15 protein-coding genes are annotated in these 17,948 nt (G+C 70.4%); 8 read left to right on the top strand and 7 right to left on the bottom strand.

Going from position 1 to position 17,948, the window contains the following annotated elements; all coding sequences use genetic code 11:
• Positions 1-30 precede the first annotated feature (30 nt).
• Entirely contained in the window at positions 31-1,881 is a 1,851-nt protein-coding gene (locus tag AB0H86_RS18410; RefSeq protein WP_362439074.1) for an ABC transporter ATP-binding protein, read from the bottom strand.
• A 94-nt stretch (positions 1,882-1,975) separates the two neighbouring features.
• Between AB0H86_RS18410 and AB0H86_RS18405 the strand changes: the two genes are divergently transcribed.
• Positions 1,976-2,443 (top strand): MarR family transcriptional regulator, encoded by a 468-nt coding sequence (locus AB0H86_RS18405; protein WP_362439071.1) that lies wholly within the window; start codon positions 1,976-1,978, stop codon positions 2,441-2,443.
• Positions 2,444-2,597: 154 nt separating this feature from the next.
• Here the strand turns inward: AB0H86_RS18405 and AB0H86_RS18400 are convergent, their stop codons facing one another.
• The 3 genes from AB0H86_RS18400 to AB0H86_RS18390 all read right to left on the bottom strand — a co-directional run bounded on the left by AB0H86_RS18400 (position 2,598) and on the right by AB0H86_RS18390 (position 6,706).
• Positions 2,598-4,076: a cation:dicarboxylase symporter family transporter gene (locus AB0H86_RS18400; protein ID WP_362439068.1), complete on the bottom strand. Its 1,479-nt coding sequence runs from the start codon at positions 4,074-4,076 to the stop codon at positions 2,598-2,600.
• Positions 4,077-4,246: 170 nt separating this feature from the next.
• Positions 4,247-5,908, bottom strand: coding sequence for a peptide-N4-asparagine amidase (locus tag AB0H86_RS18395; protein WP_362439065.1), 1,662 nt, complete (start codon positions 5,906-5,908; stop codon positions 4,247-4,249).
• Between the two features lie 57 nt (positions 5,909-5,965).
• Positions 5,966-6,706, bottom strand: a complete 741-nt coding sequence (locus AB0H86_RS18390; RefSeq protein WP_362439062.1) for a hypothetical protein — start codon at positions 6,704-6,706, stop codon at positions 5,966-5,968.
• Between the two features lie 147 nt (positions 6,707-6,853).
• On the opposite strand from AB0H86_RS18390, the gene AB0H86_RS18385 reads away from it, so the two are divergent.
• From AB0H86_RS18385 to AB0H86_RS18370, 4 genes are all read left to right on the top strand, one after another.
• Entirely contained in the window at positions 6,854-8,734 is a 1,881-nt protein-coding gene (locus AB0H86_RS18385; protein ID WP_362439059.1) for an ABC transporter ATP-binding protein, read from the top strand.
• Positions 8,731-10,512, top strand: coding sequence for an ABC transporter ATP-binding protein (locus AB0H86_RS18380; protein WP_362439056.1), 1,782 nt, complete (start codon positions 8,731-8,733; stop codon positions 10,510-10,512). Before AB0H86_RS18385 ends, AB0H86_RS18380 begins: the two co-directional genes overlap by 4 nt.
• A 240-nt stretch (positions 10,513-10,752) precedes the next feature.
• Positions 10,753-11,223, top strand: coding sequence for a DUF5709 domain-containing protein (locus tag AB0H86_RS18375; RefSeq protein WP_362439053.1), 471 nt, complete (start codon positions 10,753-10,755; stop codon positions 11,221-11,223).
• 54 nt (positions 11,224-11,277) lie between these two features.
• Positions 11,278-11,547 carry a type B 50S ribosomal protein L31 gene (locus tag AB0H86_RS18370; RefSeq protein WP_362439050.1) on the top strand — a complete coding sequence of 90 codons (270 nt, stop codon included), beginning with the start codon at positions 11,278-11,280 and terminating at the stop codon, positions 11,545-11,547.
• Between the two features lie 70 nt (positions 11,548-11,617).
• Here the strand turns inward: AB0H86_RS18370 and AB0H86_RS18365 are convergent, their stop codons facing one another.
• A complete protein-coding gene (locus AB0H86_RS18365) occupies positions 11,618-12,412 on the bottom strand; it encodes a metal-dependent hydrolase (RefSeq protein WP_362439047.1) in 795 nt (264 codons plus the stop codon).
• A gap of 145 nt (positions 12,413-12,557) precedes the next feature.
• Here AB0H86_RS18365 and AB0H86_RS18360 point away from each other — a divergent pair, with 145 nt between their 5' ends.
• Together AB0H86_RS18360 and AB0H86_RS18355 are read left to right on the top strand one after the other, a co-directional pair.
• The gene (locus AB0H86_RS18360; protein ID WP_362439044.1) at positions 12,558-15,071 is read left to right on the top strand and encodes a DUF3516 domain-containing protein; all 2,514 of its coding nucleotides are present in this window, start codon (positions 12,558-12,560) and stop codon (positions 15,069-15,071) included.
• A gap of 19 nt (positions 15,072-15,090) precedes the next feature.
• Positions 15,091-15,957, top strand: a complete 867-nt coding sequence (locus tag AB0H86_RS18355) for an acyl-CoA thioesterase II (protein ID WP_362439041.1) — start codon at positions 15,091-15,093, stop codon at positions 15,955-15,957.
• On the opposite strand, the gene AB0H86_RS18350 is transcribed toward AB0H86_RS18355, so the two are convergent.
• Positions 15,944-16,867: a DUF6397 family protein gene (locus AB0H86_RS18350; protein WP_362439035.1), complete on the bottom strand. Its 924-nt coding sequence runs from the start codon at positions 16,865-16,867 to the stop codon at positions 15,944-15,946. The two genes, AB0H86_RS18355 and AB0H86_RS18350, sit on opposite strands and share 14 nt — an antisense overlap.
• A 126-nt stretch (positions 16,868-16,993) precedes the next feature.
• Positions 16,994-17,407: a roadblock/LC7 domain-containing protein gene (locus tag AB0H86_RS18345; protein ID WP_362439032.1), complete on the bottom strand. Its 414-nt coding sequence runs from the start codon at positions 17,405-17,407 to the stop codon at positions 16,994-16,996.
• Between the two features lie 97 nt (positions 17,408-17,504).
• Here AB0H86_RS18345 and AB0H86_RS18340 point away from each other — a divergent pair, with 97 nt between their 5' ends.
• Entirely contained in the window at positions 17,505-17,933 is a 429-nt protein-coding gene (locus tag AB0H86_RS18340) for a PPOX class F420-dependent oxidoreductase (RefSeq protein ID WP_362439030.1), read from the top strand.
• Positions 17,934-17,948 lie beyond the last annotated feature (15 nt).

Below are 17,948 nucleotides of genomic sequence, written 5' to 3'. Positions count from 1 at the left end.
CCCGATAATGCTTACAAATCCGACATATCGTCAGCTTGTCGGCTCCAGTCGGGCGTCCCGGCGAACCAGCGCCGCGTACCGCCCGTCCCGCTCCAACAGTTCCTCGTGCGAGCCGCGTTCGGCGACCTGCCCGGAGTCCAGGACCACGATCTGGTCGGCATCCCTGATGGTGGACAGCCGGTGCGCGATGGTGAGCGTGGTGCGGTTGGCCGAGAGGGCGTCGATCGCTTCCTGGACGGCGTGTTCGGTGCGGGTGTCCAGGGCGCTGGTCGCCTCGTCGAGGATCAGCACCGGCGGATCGCGCAGGATCGTCCGGGCGATGGCCAGCCGCTGCTTCTCCCCGCCGGAGAACCGGTGGCCGCGCTCGCCGACGACGGTGTCATAGCCGTCGGGCAGGGAGGCGATGTGGTCGTGGATCTGGGCCGCCTTCGCCGCCTGCTCGATCTCCTCGTCGGTGGCGTCCGGCTTGGCGAAGCGCAGGTTGTCGGCGACCGAGGCGTGGAAGAGGTACGTCTCCTGGGAGACGACGCCGATCGACCGGGCGAGGGTGTCGAAGTCCAGGTCGCGCACGTCGATCCCGTCGAGGGTGACCCGGCCGCCCGTCACGTCGTACAGCCGCGGCACCAGATAGCCGAGCGTGGACTTGCCGGCGCCGGTCGGGCCGACGACCGCGAGACTGCTGCCCGCGGGGACGGTGATGTCGATGCCGTGGAGGATCGGGCTGACCGCACCGACCGCGGTGCCGCCACTGTCGCTGCCTTTGTCGCCCCCCTTGTCGCCGTCGTAGCGGAAATCGACCTTCTCGAAGCGGACCTCGCCCTTGACCTGGTCGAGATGGACCGGCTGTTCGCGCTCGGTGATGTCGATCGGCAGGTCGAGGTACTCGAAGATGCGCTGGAAGAGCGCCAGCGAGGTCTGGATCTGGACGCCGGTCGACAGCAGGCTGACGGCGGGGCGGAACAGACCCTGCTGGAGGGAGACGAACGCGACGATGGTGCCGATGGAGACCTCGGGGCCACTCGTCCGGAGGGTGATACCGGCGGTCCAGTAGATGACCGCGGGCATGGCGGCCATGACGATCGAGATGACGGCCATGCGCCAACGCCCGGCCATGTTCGACCGCACCTCGAGGTCGACCAGTTCCTCGGACTCGTCGGAGAAGGACCGGGTGAGCGAGTCGGAACGGCCCATCGTGCGGCCCAGCAGGATGCCGCTGACCGACAGCGACTCGGTGACGGTCGCCGCCATCGCGGCCATCTGCTTCTGCCGCTGGGTGGTGATCTTCTTGCGTTCGTTGCCGACCCGGCGGCTGATCCACACGAAGACCGGCAACAGGACCAGGGAGACCACGGTCAGCCGCCAGTCGAGGGCGATCATCGCGATGATGGTGGCGACCACGCTGGTCAGGTTGGAGACCAGGGAGGTGGCGGTCGAGGTGACGGTGGCCTGCATGCCGCCGATGTCGTTGGCGATGCGGGACTGGACCTCGCCGGTGCGCGTGCGGGTGAAGAAGGCGAGGGACATCCGCTGCAGACGGCCGTAGACCGCGGTGCGCAGGTCGTGCATGACACGCTGGCCGACCGTGGTGGAGATCAGGGTCTGCAGTACACCGAAGATGCTGGTGAGGACGGCGCTCAGGATCATGCCGAGCGCGAGCAGGCTCAGCAGGCCGGTGCGGCCCTCGGGGATGGCGACGTCCAGCGTCTCCTTCAGCAGGAACGGGGTCGCCACGGTGACCAGGGAAGCGGCGCCGACCAGCAGGCCGACGATCCCGAGTCGGGCACGGTAGGGCTTGAAAAGCTTGAGGATGCGGCGCACCTGCCGGGGCTCTTCGGTCGAGGTGCCGGGAGAGGGGGTCCAGTTGATTTCGTCGCGGGGCATGGTCTCCTACGGAGGGTGAGGCGATGAGGATTTACGGAGCTTAGCTCATTGTTACCTATACTCACAATGAGCTTGGTCCTGATATTGTTCCGGTATGACCACCCCCGATTCCGACGGCCCGCTCGCCGAGCAGCTGCTGCGGCTGACCCGCCGGGTGCACCGCATCCAGAAGCGCCATCTGGAGCAGCGTGGTCTCGGCATCACCCCGGCCCAGTCCCGGCTGCTGCGCACCCTCGCGCACTGCGACGCGCCGCCCCGGATGGCGGATCTCGCGCAGCGGCTCGAGGTGGTACCCAGGGCCGTGACGACGCTCGTCGACGGGCTGGAGGCGAGCGGCAAGGTGCGCCGCGTGCCGGACCCGACCAACCGCCGGGTGATCCGTATCGAGCTCACCGACGAGGGACGCAAGGCGCTGCTGGAGCTGCACGGCGCGCGCAGGTCCGCCGCGGAGGAGATCCTGGCCCCGCTGACGGGCGGACAGCGGGAGCTGCTCGGCGGGTTGCTGGACACGCTGGTGGACGGGGTGGTGGACGGGGTACCGGAGCGGGGGCGGACCTGCTGAGCGGTTGAGCCGCACCCGCGAAGCACGAAACGGGCCCGCTGAGCTGAGTGTGGGAAGCATGGAGCGGGCCGACTGGACTGCGCGCGGGATAACGGTCCGTGGCCCCCGCTCCGTACTGCTGGAGCGGGGGCCGCGGCCCGTCCTGTCGGGGGCGTCAGCCGGCTTCCGGGGCCGGTTCCTTGACCGACTGGGCCGGTACGGCCGCCGGCTTGTCGTCGGGGTCGGCCGCGACCGGCGTCACCGGGACGGCGGCGGCCGGTGCCTTCGTCGCGGTCGGCTCACCCTTGCCGTCGTCCGCTCCCGGCACGGTGGGCCCGCCCTCGTCGTCGTCCTGAGTCGGCACGATCTCGCCGTCCAGGACCTTCTTCGCCCGGTCGAAGTCCAGCGCGCCCTCCCAGCGGGATACGGCGAAGACGGCGACGCAGTTGCCGAGCAGGTTCGTCACGACGCGCATCGAGTCCATGATGCGGTCCACCCCGAGCAGCAGCGCGACGGCGCCCGCGGGGATGGCCCCCAGTGAGCTGGCGGTCGCGGACAGGGCGAGGAAGGCCGAACCGGGGATGCCCGCCATGCCCTTGCTGGTCAGCATGAGCACCAGGATCACGGTGATCTGCTGGCTCAGGCTCAGGTCCACGCCCACGGCCTGGGCGATGAACAGGGTGCCGATGGACAGGTAGAGGGAGGCGCCGTCGAGGTTGAACGAGTAGCCCGTGGGCAGCACCAGGCCCACCGCGTCGTCGCGGGCACCGGCGCGGCGCAGCTTCTGCATCACGCGCGGCATGACCGACTCGGTGGACGCGGTGCCGAGCGCGAGCAGTATCTCCTCGCGGATGTAGCGGACGAACTTCCAGAGGCTGAGCCCCGTGACCGTCTTGAGCGCGACGCCGAGCAGTACGACGAAAAGCGCGGCGGCGGCGTAGCACAGGACGATCAGCTTGGCGTACGTCTCGATCACACCGAGCCCGTACTGCCCGATCAGGAAGGCCATCGCGCCGAACACCGCGATCGGGGCCAGCCGCATGATGAAGCCGACGATCGCGAAGATGATCTCCTGGGCCTGCTCGACGGCGGGCAGCACCTTCGGCACCTTGGTGTGGCCGAGGTGCAGCAGCGCGGCACCGACCAGGCAGGCCAGGATCAGCACCTGCAGAAGCTCGTTCTCGGCGAAGGCGCCTATGAAACTCTGCGGCAGCGCGTTGAGGACGAACTCGGTCGTCGAGGGCAGCGAACCGCCCCCGGTCTGCGCGTCGACCGCCGAAGCGTCGAGTTGGGACGGGTCGACGTTCATTCCCGAGCCGGGCTGCACGATGTTGGCGGCGAGCAGCCCGATGAGCAGGGCGAGCGTGCTCGCGACCTCGAACCAGACGAGTGCCTTGAGTCCGATCCGGCCGAACGCCTTCAGGTCACCGGCCTTGGCGATGCCGACGACGACCACACAGAAGACCAGGGGCGAGATGATCGTCTTGATGAGCCGGGTGAAACCGTCGCCGAGCGGCTGGAGTTCCGTGGCCACGTCCGGCCACAGCTTTCCGACGACGATTCCGAGTACGAGCGCGCAGGCGACCTGCGCGAAGAGAGAGGTACGCAGTATGCGTGCGACGCGTCGCGGCAGGGACGGGACGGACGGCGGCACGGGCACTCCTTGGGGGATCGGTGACACTCAGAAGCCTGAACGGGACTTCTGCGATACGGAAAGCGGATTCCGTGTCGATCACTTTGGAGGTGCCGTTGATCCCGCACAAGACCGCCGTGTTTCCCTCCCGTAAATCACGCCCTCGTGTGACGCATCGCACACAACCCCCCTCAGCAGCCCCGGCGATCCCCGGCGAGCACTCCCTGAACGGCCGTCAGAGAGCGGTCGTAGCACCCGGATGATCCGTGGATCCGATAGCGCTCGCTCGTCGCGGCGACCGCGTGCCGCTGGTCGCGGGGCACGTTCGCCGTGTACGTCGCGTCGCCCGTGTAGGTGTCGTCGAGCCGCGTCCACGCGGTGCGTCGGCCGTCGCGCGACTGAGTCACCGTGGCACGGTCACCGAGGGTCAGCACGGTCCGCAGCCGGTCGGCGGCGCCGAGCGTGGTGGTGCCGTCCATCGTGTACGTCCGCCGGGTGTGCGTCGTACGCGCAGGTCCGCGCCCGTCGACGGTGACCGACTCGTCGTCCGCCCAGGTCGCGTCGAGGGCGTCGACGGTCTCACCGTCGGTCCAGCGGTGCGTGGAGGTGTTCGCGAGGGAACGGCCGACGGTGGTCGTGACTCTGCCGTGCGAGGTGTCCACGTATCCGGCGACGGTCAGCCGATGACCACCCTCAGTGGCTACGCGATGGTCCGAACCGGGCGTGTACGTCGAGGAGTTCACGAGGTCCGCGCTCTTGTGCACGGTGAGCTTCCCGCCGACGTGCGTGCTCCTGGCGTCCTGGTGGACGAGGACGTTGACCGGGGTGCTCCAGCCGCTCTGTCCCTCGGGGACGCCGACGACGGAGACGTCGACTCGATGCGGGCGGCCGTCGTTGAGAATCCCGGCGAACGGCGTCAGGTCGTATTCGATCGGCTTGATGTTGAGGGCGCGCGGTCCCGGGACGACGTACCAGAGAAAGGGGTTGGACCAGCCGCCGGTCCACACGGTCGGGAACGGCGCGGCGATCCCGGCGAGTCGACCGTCGACCTTGATCTGGACCTCACGGTAGGGCCCGCCCGAGGCCTGGCAGGAGTACGGGGCCGAGTCGGGCACCGTCAGATACCAGTACTCCTCACAGCCGCCGCCGGAACCGGTGGCGTACACCTCGGCGACGATGCGTTCGCTGTTGCGCGGGGTGGTGAGCGTGTTGTCCTTGAGGGTCAGGACGCGATCCGGGGCCGGGGCCTGCCTTCCCGCGTAGAAGGTGAGCGTGACCTTCACGTCGATGACGCCGGTGTAGGTGTCGTCGACGACGTTCCCGATCAGCATCTCGACGTCCTGGCTGCCGCGGAAGGTGTCGCTGTAGCGCGTGACGTCCTTCTCGACGGAACACTCGATGCCGTCGGGCGAGGGCTGGGGCGTCGACGTACGGAGTATCTCGACGCCGCCGACATGGACATAGCCGAGCCGGTCGAACTGCCGTCCCCTGACCTTGCCGTCCAGCCGCAGCACCACCTTGCTCCAGCGGTCGCCGCATCCGTCGGGCGGCGTGTAGGAGCCCTTGAACGGCGTGAAGTCACGGAACTGCGCCTCGGCGAGCGTGACCTGGCAGGACTTTCCGGCGGGCTTCCCGACGGGCGGGGCCGCGGTGACCGGGTCGTGCCAGTCGGTCCCGAACTCGGCCGGGATGTCGGCGGGTTGGACCGGGGCGTCCGCGGATCGGGCCGGGGCGACTTGGGTCAAGGCAGGAGCTGCTGAGGCAGGAGCCGCCAAGGCCGGGCTCGTCCCGAGGAGGGTGCTCGCCAGGAGGGTCGCTCCGGCGAGCATGGGCATGATGAACCGTCTCTTCATGGCCGGTGTTCTACGGCGAGTCGGGCACCCTCCGCAATGAGGTCTCCCCGGAAAACGTCAGGCCTTCAGGTCGGCCCTGTCCCCCATGACCACCACGGGACGCAGCTCCGGATCGAGGGTGCGCAGCAGATGCCGCATCGCCCGCCTGGACAGGCTGACGCACGCCGACGTACCGCTGCCGTGGTCCATGTGCAGCCAGATCCCGCCGCCCTCGGACCGCCCCCGCGGGCGGGTCGGGTCGTTCGGCGGGGCGCCCTTGACCCGGTTGTAGTCGATGGCGATGACGTAGTCGAAGTCGTGCCAGTACGACTTGGCCCACCAGCGCGGGGCCGCGAAGGCGACGGACCGGGTGTACGGAAGCCGGGCCCCCGGGTCCGGGAGTACACCGCCCGCGTCGCTGAGGGTGAACACGCCTACGGGGCTGCGGTTGTCGCCCTCGTGGTGGTTCGTGGTCCAGCCCGTCCTGCCGTTGTGCGCGGGCCAACTGCCGGTGCGGTCCCAGGTGGTGCCGTGCCTGGTGTAGAGAACGACGGTGGACTCGGCGGAGTTCCTGCCGTCGCCGTAGACCGCCACCACCTGGCGGGTGTCGGCGGAGATCCGCCGCCGCAGCCGGTCGCCGACGTCGGGGATGCGGGTCGGGTCGGAGTCCTGGCGGGCGTCGGCCGGGTTACCCCCGGCTCTCGGCTCCGCGCCGCCACGTCGTTCCGGGCCCGGACCGCCGCAGCCTGGCAGCGCGATCAGGAGGGCTCCCAGGGCCGCCGTCGCGACCGCGGCACGCCGTGTGTCTCCACTCCGCATCGCTCCATGGTCGCATCGCGGTCAGCCGATTCTGGTCGCCGCGACGGAAAACCGGTTGCTTTCGACCACGCTGCGACGCGAACCTTTCACGGTTTGTTGCCGCCGTTCGCGGTCCCCCCACCCCCTGACACGAGCCACTGGGACGTCATGCAGATTCAAGACCTTCCGTATCCCGACCCGGGTACGCCGGACGCGCGCTCGGGTCCCCGATTCCTGTGGTGGCTCTTCCGCAACCAGTTGGGCGGGCAGCTCAGGTCGTTGGCCTGGGGGCTGCTGCACTTCGGGTCCGTCTCCGTACTGCCGTTCTGTGTCGGACTCGCCGTCCAGGCCGTCGTCGACCACTCAGGTGCCCGGCTCGCCCTCGCGGGCGGCCTGCTCGCGGTGTGCTGCGTCGGCAACGCGGTCGGTGAGACCTTCCTGCATCGCTCGGCGGTCACCAACTGGATCGTGGCTGCCGCGCGGGTCCAGCAGTTGCTGGCCCGCAAGGCCGCCCTGCTGGGCTCGGCGCTGACCCGACGGGTCGCGGCCGGCGAGGTCGTGGCCGTCTCCACGGGCGACGTCGAGAAGATCGGCTGGTTCGTGGAGTCCGTCTCCCGGTTCACCGCGGCGGCGCTCACCCTCGTACTGGTCTGTGTCGGCCTGGTCGTCTACCAGCCGGCGCTCGGCGTGATCGTCGCGGTCGGGCTGCCGCTCCTCGCCCTGGCGGTGCTGCCGCTGCTGCCCCGGGCGACCCGACGTGCCGACATCCAGCGGGAGAAGGCGGGACGCGCCACCGAACTGGCCTCGGACACCGTGGCCGGTCTGCGCGTCCTGCGCGGCATCGGCGGCGAGGACCTCTTCCTCGACCGCTACCGCCGCGCCTCCCAGGAGGTCCGCCACGCGGCCGTGCGCAGCGCCCGGATGTGGTCGCTGATCTCCGCGATCCAGGTCCTGCTGCCCGGACTGCTGCTGATCGGGGTCGTCTGGTACGGCGTCCACCTGGCCCGGGACGGCCGGATCGAGGTGGGCGAACTGGTCACCGTGTACAGCTCGGTGATGCTCCTCACGTACCCGCTGAGGCACTTCGAAGAGATCGCGATGGCCTACTCCTTCTCCCGTCCGTCGGCCCGGCGTGCCGCGCGCGTGCTGTCGCTGGAGCGCGCCACGGACACCGGGGGCTCGCGCGCCGCCGACACCCCGTCCGGCGACCTGTACGACCCGGCCACCGGTCTGCTGGTGCCCGCCGGCCGACTCACCGCCGTGGTGTGCGGCGACCCGGACGCGGCCGGACTGCTGGCGGAGCGGCTGGGCGGACACCCCTCGGACGAGGGCACGTCGGTCCTGCTGGGCGGTGTGCCGCTCGACGACCTGCCGCTGGACTCCGCCCGCACGGCCGTCCTCGTCCAGGACAAGGATCCGGTCCTGCTGTCCGGCTCGCTGCGCGAACTGCTCGACGTGCCCGCCTCGGGCGGCGTCGGCGCCGAGGAGGCACTGGCTGCCGCGCAGTGCGGGGACGTCCTGACCGCCCTCGTGCAGGGGTCGATCGACGCCGAGGATCCGATGGACGCCCGGATCACCGAACGCGGACGGTCCCTGTCCGGCGGCCAGCGCCAGCGGCTCGCGCTGGCCCGGTCACTGGTGACGGACCCGGAGGTGCTGGTCCTGGACGAGCCGACCTCCGCCGTCGACTCGCACACGGAGGCACGGATCGCAGACGGGCTGCGGGGGCTGCGCACCGGGCGCACGACCGTCGTGTTCACCTCTTCCCCGCTGCTTCTGGACCGGGCCGACCACGTCGTGCTCGTGCACGAGAGCGAGGTCGTGGCGGTCGGGGTGCACCGCGAGCTGGTGCACACGGAGCCCCGGTACCGGGCCGTGGTGACCCGTGAGACCGAGGAGGAGGCCGCCGCCGCCCGGAACGGGCAGCGGACGACCGGGTCCGAGCGGGCGGGCGACGTGCCGACCCCCGACGAGGTATCGGCCGCGGGCCACGCACTGGACGCCGCCGACGTACTGGACGCACTGGAAGAGATCGAGGAGACAGCATGATCGGCGTGGCTCCACCGGCGTACGACCCGGCGGCCCCGACGACGGCGAACACCCTGCCCGTCGGCGCCTCCGCGACCGTGCGCGCCTACGTGAGCGAACTGTTCCACCGGCACCGCCGTGCCTTCCTGCTCCTCATGACCGTCAACACGGTGTCCGTGGTCGCCTCGATGGCGGGCCCGTGGCTGCTGGGCGGGCTCGTGGAACGGGTGTCGGACGGGGCCCGCGAGCTCCACCTGGGGCTGACGGCCGGACTCTTCCTGTGCGCGCTGGCCGTCCAGGCCGTGTTCGTACGGGAGGTGCGGCTGCGCGGGGCGATGCTGGGCGAGCGGATGCTGGCCGACCTGCGCGAGGACTTCCTGGTGCGGGCCGTCGGTCTGCCGCCGGGGGTCCTGGAGCGAGCCGGGACGGGCGACCTGCTGTCCCGGATCACCACCGACATCGACCGGCTGTCCAACGCGATGCGGGAGGCCGTGCCGCAGCTGGCGATCGGCGTGGTGTGGGTGGCGCTGCTGCTGGGCGGGCTGGTGATCACCGCGCCGCCGCTGGCGGCCGCCGTGCTGCTCGCCGTACCGCTGCTGCTGGTCGGCTGCCGCTGGTACTTCAAACGGGCCGGAGCGGCCTACCGCTCGGAGGCCGCCGGGTACGCCGCCGTCGCCGCCGCGCTCGCGGAGACCGTGGACGCCGGGCGCACCGTCGAGGCCCAACGGCTCGGCGCCCGCCGCATCGCGCTCTCGGAGCGGCGGATCAAGGAGTGGACGGCCTGGGAGCGCTACACACTCTGGCTGCGGTCGGTGCTCTTCCCCATCGTCAACGTCACCCATGTGATGATCCTCGCCTCCGTGCTGATGGTCGGCGGTGTGTTCGTCCTGCAGGGCTGGATCGGGGTCGGACAGCTGACCACGGGTGCGCTGATCGCGCAGATGCTCGTCGACCCGGTCGGGCTGATCCTGCGCTGGTACGACGAGCTGCAGGTGGCCCAGGTGTCGCTGGCCCGGCTGGTCGGTGTCCGGGACATCGAGCCGGACGCCGGTGACGACGCGGTGGCCCCCGACGGACGGGACGTGCACGCGGACCGGGTGCACTTCGGCTACCTCGAAGGCGTGGACGTGCTGCGCGAGGTGTCCCTGAAGGTCGCCCCCGGCACCAGGCTGGCCCTGGTCGGCCCCTCCGGCGCGGGCAAGTCCACGCTGGGCAGGCTGCTCGCCGGGATCTACGCACCCCGGGACGGCCATATCACCCTGGGCGGCGCCGAACTCTCCCGGATGCCGGCCGAGCGAGTTCGCTCGCACGTGGCCCTCGTCAACCAGGAGCACCACGTCTTCGTGGGTTCGCTGCGCGACAACCTGCTCCTCGCCCGGACCGAGGCGGCCGACGCCGAGCTGTGGGCGGCGCTGGGCGCGGTGGACGCGGACGGGTGGGCGCGTGCCCTGGACGACGGCCTGGACACCGAGGTCGGCTCGGGCGGGCTGGCACTCACTCCCGCCCAGGCGCAGCAGATCGCCCTGGCCCGGCTGGTGCTGGCCGACCCGCACACGCTGGTCCTGGACGAGGCGACCTCCCTGCTCGATCCGCGGGCGGCCCGCCATCTGGAACGGTCCCTGGCCCGGGTCCTCGACGGCCGCACGGTGGTCGCGATCGCCCACCGGCTGCACACCGCCCACGACGCGGACGTCATCGCCGTCGTGGAGAGCGGCCGGATCAGCGAGCTGGGCAGCCACGACGAGCTGGTCGCGGCCGACGGAGCGTACGCGGCGCTGTGGCGGTCCTGGCACGGGTGACCGGGCGGCTCCGCAGGAGCGGGGGCGGGGGCGGCGAGGGTCGGGGACGAGCGGTCCCCGACCCTCGCCCGTGCCGTTGCGCTGTGCCGAAGTCGAGTGGAAGGCTGGATAGCGGCACCGGCTCGGGGAGCGTTCGCGAACCGCACGGTTCACCGACGGGCGCGGCTTGTGCACCGTACGTCTGCGGTCCGCCGCCGGCCACGGGGAGAAGGAGCCCGGCCCCATCACCTGGAGGTACCCGTGAACAGCGCCGACGGATGGGGAGACGACGTCTACCAGCCCGACGGATCCGAGATCCAGGACGACGCGGGGCTGCTCGACGCGGAGGACACCCTGGAGAACGACGGGGTCGAGGATCCTCTCGACCGGGGCTGGTCGCCTCCGGAACACCCCTGGGCGGTGGAGCACACCGGTGTGACGGCCGCGGAGCGCCACACGGGCGAGACGCTGGACCAGCGGCTCGCCGAGGAGCGCACCGACCTGCCCGAGCCCGACGGCGACGGCATCGGCGATTGCGACGGAACCGATGGGGAACTCCTCGACAACGAGGTCGGGGCGGCCCGCTCCGGCCGTCTCGTGGCGCCGGACGAGGGGGCGCACGAGGATGAGGAGAGCGCGCTGGTCGCCACGGACGTGGGTATCGACGGCGCGGCCGCCTCCGCCGAGGAGGCCGCGATGCACATCGTCGACGAGGACGGCCGGCCCAGCTGACCGCACCCGTCTCGTGCCGCCGACAGTCCGGCCGGCGCCGCACAAGGAGGACCCATGCAGCAGGACAAACAGCCCGACTACCACCCGGTCGTCTTCCGCGACCGGGCCGCCGGTTACGCCTTCCTCACCCGGTCCACCGCGACCAGCGACCGGACCATCGAGTGGGACGACGGGGAGACCTACCCGGTCGTGGACGTGGAGATCTCCTCGGAGAGCCACCCCTTCTACACCGGCAAGGCCCGCACGGTGGACACAGAGGGGCGCATCGCCCAGTTCGAACGGCGCTACGGCGGCGGGGCGGGCCAGGGGTCCGGCGGGGCCTGAGTCCCGGAGGTCGATACCGGCGGTTCGTGATTCCCGGCGGCTGAGGACGGCGGCGCGCTTCGCGGCCCGCTCAGATGAAGTTGAGCGCCGCCGCGCAGCCCACTCCGCCGAGCAGCATGAACGCCGGCATCAGCACCTTCAGCTCGATCCAGCTGCCGGCCCGGAAGCGCATGAACTTCGGCGGACCGATCGGATACCAGCGCTTGCGGCCGAGCGGGATGGGCCACAGGATCGGACACCCGGAGACCGTGAGCGCGTCCCCGATGTCGTGCACGAGCGCGCCCAGCACGATCGGCAGCCCCAGCCACAGATACTCCTGGCCCGGCGCCGCGAACAACCAGTCCGAGCCGTTGCCCGGCTTGTCCAGGACGCCGGCGAGGATCCACGCGCTGGTCGCGGCCAGCAGCCAGACCAGGACATCCGCGCTGGAGCCACGGGTCGCCCGCCACAACAGCCCCTCGATGGCCAGCACCATGTGCACGAACAGGAGCGCCAGCACGGCCCAGCGGCCACCGGTGATCGCCGCCACCGAGGCGCCCCCGCCGATCATCGCGGCCCACAACCAGGTGTGCGTGAGCGTCCGGTGTCCACCGGAGCGACGCGGGTCGCCCTGCTTCTTGGTGGCCTTGTAGACGGCGTAGGAGAGCTTGTCGACGATCTCGCACAGTCCGCGGGAGATGGGTCCGAAGGCCCGCGAGATGGTGGCGGCCTTGTGGTCGAGATCCGGGGCGAGCGCGGCGCCGGCGCAGATCAGGGCCCCGGCGAGGAGGACCGGCCAGGGCATCGTGTGCCCGGTCGCCGCGGCTGCCGCGCCGACGCCCAGCCAGGCGGCGGCGCCCGACAGTGAGTGTGCTGGTCCCATCATGGCCGTTGCCCGCCCCATTCCTCGTGTGCCGCTGTCCAGTTGACCCGGCGCGCTGACGCGTCGTCGGCGACACAGCGTAGCGTTCGCGATCTTCGAGCCCGCATCCGATTCCCCCATCGGGCAGGAGGGCAGGCAAGATGGGTGGGTGACCCTCATCGATCAGCTGCCGCCGACCCCCGACCCCGACGCCCTCTACGAAGCCTTCGAGTCGTGGGTGCAGGAGCGCGGCCTCACGCTCTACCCGCACCAGGAGGAGGCGCTGATCGAGGTGGTCTCCGGTGCGAACGTGATCGTGTCGACGCCCACCGGCTCCGGCAAGAGCATGATCGCCGCCGGCGCGCACTTCGCGGCGCTGGCCCGTGACGAGGTCACCTTCTACACGGCACCGATCAAGGCACTTGTGTCGGAGAAGTTCTTCGAGCTGTGCAAGATGTTCGGCACGGAGAACGTCGGCATGCTGACCGGCGACGCGTCCGTCAACGCCGACGCCCCGGTCATCTGCTGTACGGCCGAGGTGCTCGCCTCGATCGCCCTGCGGGACGGCCGGCACGCGGATGTCGGCCAGGTCGTGATGGACGAGTTCCACTTCTACGCGGAGGCGGATCGCGGCTGGGCCTGGCAGATCCCGATCCTGGAGCTCCCCCAGGCGCAGTTCATCCTGATGTCGGCCACCCTCGGCGACGTCGCGATGTTCGAGGAGGACCTGACGCGGCGCACCGGCCGGCCGACCTCCCTGGTCCGCTCGGCGACCCGCCCCGTGCCGCTGTCCTACGAGTACCGGCTCACTCCGCTCACGGAGACACTGACCGAGCTGCTGGAAACCAAACAGGCTCCGGTGTACATCGTGCACTTCACTCAGGCGCAGGCCGTGGAGCGGGCGCAGGCGCTGATGAGCATCAACATGTGCACGCGCGAGGAGAAGGACCGGATCGCCGAGCTGATCGGCAACTTCCGCTTCACCACCAAGTTCGGCCGCAATCTGTCCCGGTACGTGCGGCACGGCATCGGCGTCCATCACGCCGGCATGCTGCCCAAGTACCGCCGCCTGGTGGAGAAGCTCGCCCAGGCCGGTCTGCTCAAGGTCATCTGCGGCACGGACACCCTCGGCGTCGGCGTCAACGTGCCCATCCGGACTGTGCTGTTCACCGCGCTGGCCAAGTACGACGGCATCCGGGTGCGCACGCTGCGGGCCCGTGAGTTCCACCAGATCGCCGGCCGTGCCGGACGGGCGGGCTTCGACACGGCGGGCTTTGTCGTGGCGCAGGCTCCCGAGCACGTCATCGAGAACGAGAAGGCGCTGACCAAGGCGGGCGACGACCCGAAGAAGCGCCGGAAGGTCGTCCGCAAGAAGGCACCCGAAGGCTTCGTCGGCTGGAGCGAGACCACCTTCGAGAAGCTGATCGGGTCCGAGCCGGAGCCGCTCAGCTCCCGCTTCCGGGTGACGCACACGATGCTGCTGTCGGTGATCGCCCGCCCCGGTAACGCCTTCGAGGCGATGCGGCACCTGCTGGAGGACAACCACGAGTCGCGCAAGCAGCAGCTGCGACACATCCGCCGTGCGATCGCCATCTACCGCTCGCTGCTGGACGGCGGCATCGTCGAGAAGCTCGACGAGCCGGACTCCGAGGGCCGCATCGTCCGCCTCACGGTGGACCTCCAGCAGGACTTCGCGCTGAACCAGCCGCTGTCCACCTTCGCGCTCGCCGCGTTCGAGCTTCTCGACCCGGAGTCGCCGTCCTACGCCCTGGACATGGTGTCCGTCGTCGAGTCGACGCTGGACGATCCGCGACAGATCCTCGCCGCCCAGCAGAACAAGGCGCGCGGGGAGGCCGTGGCCGCGATGAAGGCGGACGGCGTCGAGTACGAGGAGCGCATGGAGCGCCTCCAGGACATCACCTACCCGAAGCCCCAGGAAGAGCTTCTCTTCCACGCGTACAACATCTACCGCAAGAGCCACCCCTGGGTCGGCGACCATCCGCTGTCCCCGAAGTCCGTCGTCCGCGACATGTACGAACGGGCCATGTCCTTCACCGAGTTGGTGTCCTTCTACGAGCTGGCCCGCACCGAGGGCATCGTGCTGCGCTACCTCGCCGGCGCCTACAAGGCCCTCGATCACACCGTCCCGGACGACCTCAAGTCCGAGGACCTTCAGGATCTGATCGAGTGGCTCGGCGAGATGGTGCGCCAGGTCGACTCCAGCCTGCTGGACGAGTGGGAGCAGCTCGCCAACCCGGAGGAGATGACCGCGGAGGAGGCCCAGGAGAAGGCCGACGAGGTCAAGCCCGTCACGACCAACGCGCGCGCCTTCCGCGTCCTCGTCCGCAACGCCATGTTCCGCCGGGTCGAGCTCGCCGCCCTGGACCAGGTCGAGGAACTCGGCGCGATGGACGCGGACTCCGGGTGGGACGCCGATGCCTGGGGTGAGGCGATGGACAAGTACTGGGAAGAGTACGACGACCTCGGCACCGGACCCGACGCCCGCGGTCCGAAGCTGCTGATGATCGAGGAGGAGCCGCAGAACGCCCTGTGGCGGGTCCGCCAGATCTTCGACGACCCGAACGACGATCACGACTGGGGCATCAGCGCGGAGGTGGACCTGACGGCCTCCGACGCCGAGGGCCGTGCGATCGTTCGTGTCACCGACGTCGGACAGCTGTGAGGACAGGAGAATCCCACCCATGACGAATCCGGCCGAGAAGCTCGTCGACCTGCTCGACCTGGAGCAGATCGAGGTCAACATCTTCCGCGGCCGCAGCCCCCAGGAGTCGCTGCAGCGTGTCTTCGGCGGCCAGGTGGCCGGCCAGGCACTGGTCGCCGCGGGCCGCACCACGGAGGGCGACCGTCCCGTGCACTCGCTGCACGCGTACTTCCTGCGTCCGGGACGGCCCGGTGTGCCGATCGTGTACCAGGTCGAGCGGGTGCGGGACGGGCGGTCCTTCACGACCCGCCGGGTCACCGCGGTGCAGCAGGGCCGCACGATCTTCAATCTCACCGCCTCCTTTCACAAACCTGAACAGGCGAGTTTCGAGCACCAACTGCCGCCGGCCCGCAAGGTCCCGGCCCCGGATTCCCTGCCGACGGTCACGGACGAGATCCGGGAGCATCTGGGCACGCTGCCCGAGCAGTTGGAGCGGATGGCCCGGCGTCAGCCCTTCGACATCCGCTATGTGGACCGGCTGCGCTGGACGCCCGAGGAGGTCAAGGACGCCGAGCCGCGCAGCGCGGTGTGGATGCGTGCGGTCGGGCCGCTGGGCGACGACCCGCTGGTGCACACCTGCGCGCTGACCTACGCCAGCGACATGACCCTCCTGGACGCCGTCCGCATCCCGGTCGAGCCCCTGTGGGGTCCGCGGGGGTTCGACATGGCGTCGCTGGACCACGCCATGTGGTTCCACCGGCCGTTCCGCGCGGACGAGTGGTTCCTGTACGACCAGGAGTCACCGATCGCCACGGGTGGGCGAGGGCTGGCCCGCGGCCGGATCTACGACCTGGAGGGTCGGCTGCTCGTGTCGGTCGTCCAGGAGGGCTTGTTCAGAGCTCTGTAGGCCCTTGGAGTCTGCGCCGCAGCCGGCCGAACAGTCCGCGAGACTGTTCCGGCCCGTCGGGCACGGCGGTGGTCGCCCGCGGTGCCGGGTGGGACTGTTTCGGGGCGGACCGAAGGGCGGGACGAGGAGTGGGACGAGGGGCGGGACGGTGCTTGCGCGCCTCCGTCACTACGGCCGCCAGTTCGGCCCTGAACCAGCCGATCTCGTCCGGGTAATCCGCCGTCATGATCCGCTCGGTGAGTTGCGCGGCGGGCGAGCCCGGCACGCCATGGGCGGGCGGCCCGGGTCGGAAACGGTTCACGTGGGAGCGCTCATAGGGGTCCGGGACGACCTCCGCGACCTGGACGGGATCGAGGAAGGCGGCCACCGCCCCGGCAGACTCCCACGGGTCCTCGGCCTGTAGCAGCAAGGACGCCAGGTGGCGTACGCGCCAGTTGCGGGGGCGCAGGTCCACGCCCTCGCCCAGTTGGTCGCGCAGTCCGGCTTGCATACGGGCGTTGAGCAGCGGGATGTTCTTCTCGTCGGCGGCGAACCGCTGTAGTTCTTCGGCCAGATAGAGCCACACCACGGCGCGGTAGCGGTTGAGGTAGAAGGTCACCGGTCCCACCATGCCCAGCCGGGCGAGGCGGGTGAAACGGCCGGGGCTCACCTCCATGACGGCCGCGCCCTCCGTGGCTCCCACGGTCTTCACCCGCTTCCGCAAGGAGTCGGGGAAGCCCTCGCCCGCACGCAGCCGCTCGATCTCGGAGCGGGGGACGCGTCGGCCTCCGCCTCCTTCGTCGGGCAGCGTGCGGATGTGTCCGAGCTGCACGGCGAGGTCGAACTCACCTCGCTTCAGGCTCAGTTCACGGGCAGCGCGGCTCGGCGCGTACGAGAGGTGGCGTGGTTTCGTGATGGTGTCGGTCGGCATGTCCGGTCTCCCCCGTGGAGTCAGCGCTCACGCTCTGTGCGCTCGCTGTGACACACACCGTAGCCGGTTCGGCACATGGCGCGGCGAGCCTGTGGATAACTCCACGGGGAGCAGCGAAGCAGCAGGTCAGAGGTCCGATGCCGGGCTTCGCTCGGGCTGTCGGGCGTCCACGGCGAGGTGCTCGCCGACCCGGTTGACGAGCAGCGTCATCTCGTAGGCGATGTGGCCGATGTCCGCCTCCGCGCCGCTGAGTACGCACAGGCAGCTGCCGGTGCCCGCCGCGGTGACGAACAGCACGGCGTCGTCGAACTCGACCATGGTCTGGCGCACCCGGCCCGCCCCGAAGTGCCGTCCCGAGCCCTTGGCCAGGCTGTGCAGTCCGGAGGAGACGGCGGCGAGATGCTCCGCGTCCTCGCGGCGCAGGCCCGTGCTCGCCCCTGTCACCAGCCCGTCGTTGGACAGGACCAGAGCGTGTCGTACCTGCTCCACCCGCTCGGTCAGGTCGTCCAGTAGCCAGCCAAGTCCCTGATTCTGCGCCATCGTTCCCGTCTCCCCGTGTGACGTCTCCTCCCTGGCCGGAGGATCTCTCCTCGCCAGCCTTCCCCACGACCGGCGTCCGGGCAAGGAGGATGGGGACATGGCAGAGAACATGACCGACACCGAATGGCGGGAGTTCGTCTCGCACGGCACCCGCACCGCCAAGCTGTCCACCGTACGGGCTGATGGGAGCCCACACATCGCACCGATCTGGTTCCTGCTCGACGGGGACGAGGTGGTGTTAAACACCGGCAAGGCCACGGTGAAGGGGCGGAATCTGGCCCGGGACGGCCGGGTCGCGCTGTGCGTCGACGACGACCGGCCGCCCTTCGACTACGTGGTGCTCCAGGGCCGCGCCCGGGTGATCGAGGAACTCGACGAGGTCCGGCACTGGGCCGGGCGTATCGGGGCGCGGTACATGGGCGAGGAGCGGGCCGAGGAGTTCGCCGCCCGCAACGGAGTCCCGGGCGAACTGCTCGTCCGCGTCGAGATCGTCAAGGTGCTGGCGCAGAAAGCCGTCGCCGGCTGAGCACGATGCCCGTAC

The sequence above is a fragment of the Streptomyces sp. NPDC050997 genome, assembly GCF_040660135.1.
GTDB lineage: Bacteria > Actinomycetota > Actinomycetes > Streptomycetales > Streptomycetaceae > Streptomyces.
The sequence above is the reverse complement of the archived record's forward strand: the minus strand, read 5'-3'. Positions and strand labels throughout refer to the sequence as shown.